Genomic DNA, 5077 nt, shown 5'->3' on the forward strand with positions numbered 1-5077 from the left:
TCCCGCCCCGACGGCGGGCCGGCGGGGCGGGAGGCGGCGCGGCGCCTGCGGCGCGGGGGCAGCTTGTCCCCGGGGGTGTTGTTGTCTTCTGCGTTCCCGGCGGTGCCGGGTTCGTTCGGCTGGGGCATGCGGGCGTTTCTCCCGTCGCGCTCCCGGGCGCCGCACCTGGTTCCGGTCCGGTCCGGTCCGCGGGTGGCCGCGGCACCGCCGTCCGGGGCGCGGGCGCCGCACGGGAGCTGAATCTTGGCTCGCCGGTTCCGTACGCGGTGTGCGGACGGCCTGGCGAAAGTCTTATGGGTCAGCGCGCGGCCCGGCCCAGGTGGCTCCCGAGCGCGAGGGCTGCGCTACGACGACCGCCTTACGCGGAACCTGCACCTTCGGGCGCCGTCGCGACGGCGGTCCCGGTGGCCGTGGTTGATGCGGCCGGGGCTGCCTCGCGGTCGGGCGCGAGCGGGTCGGTCACCGTGCCGGACTCCTCGTCGAAGAGCCCCTGCGCCAGCCTGGTCACCGCTGCGGGGACCGGCGGCGCCAGGTCGGCCACAACGCGGAGACCGGACAGGACGTCGTCAGGCCGTACGGCAGGTGTCACGTGCCGAACAACCAGGCGCAGTATCGCACAGGCCCTGTCACCGGACCTATCAGCCGGAAGATCGAGGGTCCGGAGGTCGACCACGGCGGAACGGGCGTCGAAGGTCCGCATGCCGTTCTTCGTCCGGCGCTCGACCTCGACGGTCTCCGCCGCGCCGAAGGCGGACACGGCCTTCTCCGCGCCCTCCGGGGTCACCCCGTCGAGGCGGATCTCCCAGACGGAGGCGGTCAGCCGGTCGGCGAGACCCGAGGTGCGGGCCTCGACGGCGTCCGTGATGTCCAGGCCGTCCGGCATCGAGTCGTTGAGCAGCTCACGCAGGACACCCGGGTCTCGGGGCTCGGTGAGGGCGATCTCCAGGAACTCGGCCTCGCTGCCCGTACCGGTGGGGGCGGCGTTGGCGTACGACACCTTGGGGTGCGGGGTGAAGCCCGCCGAGTAGGCCATGGGCACCTGGGAGCGGCGCAGCGCCCGCTCGAAGGCACGCTGGAAGTCGCGGTGGCTGGTGAACCGGAGGCGGCCGCGCTTGGTGTAGCGCAGTCGGATGCGCTGCACCGCCGGTGCGGGCGGCGGGCCTTCGGGCTGTCGCTTGCCCAGTGGTTCTTCTCCTCGGTGCGGGGCGGGCGCGGTGGCGCGCCGCCCTCGAAATACGGGTGGCCCGGCGGCCCGGTCCGGCTCACCCCTGCTGTGCGGATTTCTCCGGGAGCGGGGAGAACTCTGGTCCTGGTGCCGCGCTGGGCACGGTCGTTGCACTACCCAGAGTACGCGCAAGGGGGCTTCCGGGTTCCCCGGGCTCGGATTCGGCGGGCGCGCCGATCAGGGCGCGCCAGGCGTCGCGCCTGGCCCGGCGGACCGTTTCCCGGGCCGCGCGCAGCGTCTGGCGGGTGGTCCGGCCCACCGTGCGCAGGGCCCGCCCGACGGGTGCCAGGAAGGCGTCGCGCACGAAGCGGCCGACCGGGACGCACACCGTGCGGTACGCCCAGCGCACCGGCGCGGCGATCAGGTTCCGGGCGAGCCAGGCGAGCGCCCGGCCGACCGCCCGGGAGAGGTATCCCGCGACCCGCCAGGCGACGCCGAGCGCGGCGGCGATCTCCCGGCCGGCCGGGGTCAGGACACGCCGGTACACCCAGACGACGGGCGTGACGAGAAGCACGACGACGAGCCACCGCAGCGCGACGCCGAGGCCCCGGACGAACGCCTCGATCCCCCGGATCACCAGATCCAGCACCCAGGCGATGCCGCGGCCCACCGGGGTGAGCACCCGCCGGTACACCCAGACGAGCGGGACCACCACGAGCCACCGCAGCGCGACGCCGAGGCCCCGGACGAACGCCTCGATCCCCCGGATCACCAGATCCAGCACCCAGGCGATGCCGCGGCCCACCGGGGTGAGCACCCGCCGGTACACCCAGACGAGCGGGACCACCACGAGGTACCGGACCAGCCACGCCACGGCGAGCCCGACGGGCACCAGGACGTACCGCCACAGCAGCACCACCGGCATGACGAACACCATGGCGAGCAGCCACTTCAGGGCGGAGCCCAGCCACCGCGCCGCCGGGACCAGCACCTCCCGGTACAGCCACCGCAGCCCGTGTCCGAGCGGGGTGAGCAGGTGCGCGTACGCCCATCGGAGCGGCACCACGATCCCGTACCGCACCACGGGCACCACGACGTGGCGCCAGAGCGCGACCCACGGCCACACGAACACCGCGCGGGCCAGCCAGAGCAGGGCGTGCCCCAGCGGAACGCAGACGTACCGCCCCAGCCATCGCGCAGGGATCACCACCAGCACGTCGAAGAGCCAGGCCAGGGCGCGGCCGAGCGGGCGGAACAGCACCCGTTCGGCGGCACGGGCGGTGACGACGAGGGCGTCCCACACCATCCGCACCGGCAGGACGACGAGGAGCACCACGATCCGGACCGGGATCCGGATGAGCGTGGTGAGGCAGCCGTCACCGCCCTCGTAGTGCGCGGGCGCCTGGTGGGCGCCGTACTGCACCGGCGCCCGGTGCTTTCCCTGTTCCATGCTCCCCATGACGCGAAGGCCCGGCCCGGGGTTTCCCCGGACCGGGCCTTCGTCACCGAGCTGTCACACGCCCGCGATCACTTCGCGGCTCACTTCACGACCGTCAGCGGCAGGAGCTTCTTGCCGGTCGGGCCGATCTGGATACTGGTGTCCATCTGAGGGCACACCCCGCAGTCGAAGCACGGCGTCCAGCGGCAGTCCTCGACCTCGGTCTCGTCCAGCGAGTCCTGCCAGTCCTCCCAGAGCCAGTCCTTGTCGAGGCCCGAGTCCAGGTGGTCCCAGGGCAGGACCTCCTCGTAGGTCCGCTCGCGGGTGGTGTACCAGTCGACGTCCACGCCGAACTCCGGCAGGGTCGCGTCGGCGCTCTTCATCCACAGGTCGTAGCTGAAGTACTCGCGCCAGCCGTCGAACCGGCCGCCGGCCTCGTAGACCGCGCGGATGACGGAGCCGACCCGGCGGTCGCCGCGCGAGAGCAGGCCCTCCACGATGCCGGGCTTGCCGTCGTGGTAGCGGAAGCCGATCGAGCGGCCGTACTTCTTGTCGCCGCGGATCTTGTCCCGCAGCTTGGCGAGGCGGGCGTCGGTCTCCTCGGCGCTGAGCTGCGGCGCCCACTGGAACGGGGTGTGCGGCTTGGGCACGAAGCCGCCGATGGAGACCGTGCAGCGGATGTCGTTCTGCCCCGAGACCTCGCGGCCCTTGGCGATCACGTTGACCGCCATGTCGCCGATCTGGAGGACGTCCTCGTCGGTCTCGGTGGGCAGTCCGCACATGAAGTACAGCTTCACTTGGCGCCAGCCGTTGCCGTACGCGGTGGCGACCGTGCGGATCAGGTCCTCCTCCGAGACCATCTTGTTGATGACCTTGCGCATGCGCTCGGAGCCGCCCTCGGGGGCGAAGGTGAGGCCGGAGCGGCGCCCGTTGCGGGTCAGCTCGTTGGCCAGGTCCACGTTGAACGCGTCGACGCGGGTGGACGGCAGCGAGAGGCCGATCTTGTCGTCGGTGTAGCGGTCGGCGAGGCCCTTGGCGATCTCACCGATCTCGGTGTGGTCGGCGGAGGACAGCGAGAGCAGACCGACCTCCTCGAAGCCGGTGGCCTTGAGACCCTTCTCCACCATCTCGCCGATGCCGGTGATGCTTCGCTCCCGCACGGGGCGCGTGATCATGCCGGCCTGGCAGAAACGGCAGCCGCGGGTGCAGCCGCGGAAGATCTCCACGGACATCCGCTCGTGGACGGTCTCGGCGAGCGGGACCAGGGGCTGCTTCGGGTACGGCCACTCGTCCAGGTCCATCACGGTGTGCTTGGACACCCGCCACGGCACGCCCGACCTGTTCGGCACGACGCGGCCGATGCGGCCGTCCGGGAGGTACTCCACGTCGTAGAAGCCGGGGACGTAGACGCCGCCGGTCCTCGCGAGGCGGAACAGGACCTCCTCGCGGCCGCCGGGGCGGCCCTCGGCCTTCCAGGCGCGGACGATCTCGGTGATCTCCAGGACCGCCTGCTCGCCGTCGCCGATGACCGCGCAGTCGATGAACTCCGCGATCGGCTCCGGGTTGAACGCGGCGTGGCCGCCCGCGAGCACGATCGGGTCGTCGATGTCCCGGTCCTTCGCGGCCAGCGGGATGCCGGCCAGGTCCAGGGCGGTGAGCATGTTGGTGTAGCCCAGCTCGGTGGAGAAGCTGAGCCCGAAGACGTCGAACGCCTTGACCGGGCGGTGGCTGTCCACGGTGAACTGCGGCACCTCGTGCTCGCGCATCAGCGCTTCGAGGTCCGGCCAGACGCTGTAGGTGCGCTCGGCGAGGACGCCCTGGCGCTCGTTGAGTACCTCGTAGAGGATCATGACGCCCTGGTTGGGCAGCCCGACCTCGTACGCGTCCGGGTACATCAGCGCCCAGCGGACGTCGCACTCGTCCCACGGCTTGACGGTGGAGTTCAGCTCACCGCCGACGTACTGGATGGGCTTCTGCACATGCGGGAGCAGAGCTTCGAGCTGTGGGAAGACCGAATCGACAGACATCGCGAACTTTCGAGAGCCGGCAGGGGTGACCATCCAGCGTACCTCGCTGCTCAGCCTCCGGCGGACCGCCGGACGCGGGCCCTGTGCGCCCGGTGCCACACCCCGGCCAGCTCGCGCTCGGTCGCTGCCGCGGCCGCCTCCTCGCGCCCGTACACCAGTCCCCAGGTGAACGACGGCTCCTCCGCCGCGTGCGCCTGTACGGCGAGGGCGCGCAGGGTCTCGCGGGCGACGACGCCGTCCTGGTGGTCGCCGAGGAGGCTCTGTACGGCCTTGAGCCGCTTGGCCGCCTTCTTCGCGGGCTTGCCGAGGGCCGGGCGGGCGGCCTCCGCCGCGTACCGCGCCCGTTTCGCGGCCTTGCGGGCGCTGTGCAGCGCGGCGTCCCGGTCCGGGCCCGGCGGCAGCTCCCGGGCGTGCGCCACCCGTCCGGCGAGGCGCTTGTGGTCCTTG

4 protein-coding genes are annotated in these 5077 nt (G+C 72.3%); all 4 read right to left on the reverse strand.

The genetic code is table 11. From position 1 onward, the window contains the following. Positions 1–358: 358 nt before the first annotated feature. Positions 359–1141, reverse strand: a complete 783-nt coding sequence (locus G3I41_RS18495; protein WP_164401329.1) for a TIGR03936 family radical SAM-associated protein — start codon at positions 1139–1141, stop codon at positions 359–361. Positions 1142–1262: 121 nt separating this feature from the next. Beyond that, positions 1263–2615, reverse strand: a complete 1353-nt coding sequence (locus tag G3I41_RS18500; protein WP_164401330.1) for a hypothetical protein — start codon at positions 2613–2615, stop codon at positions 1263–1265. A gap of 89 nt (positions 2616–2704) precedes the next feature. Then, positions 2705–4630 (reverse strand): TIGR03960 family B12-binding radical SAM protein, encoded by a 1926-nt coding sequence (locus G3I41_RS18505; protein WP_164401331.1) that lies wholly within the window; start codon positions 4628–4630, stop codon positions 2705–2707. Between the two features lie 50 nt (positions 4631–4680). Further along, the coding region (locus G3I41_RS18510) for a CHAD domain-containing protein (RefSeq protein WP_164401332.1) at positions 4681–5077 on the reverse strand (397 nt) is incomplete at its 5' end.

This window comes from Streptomyces sp. SID9727, from assembly GCF_010550605.1.
Classification (GTDB): Bacteria; Actinomycetota; Actinomycetes; order Streptomycetales; family Streptomycetaceae; genus Streptomyces.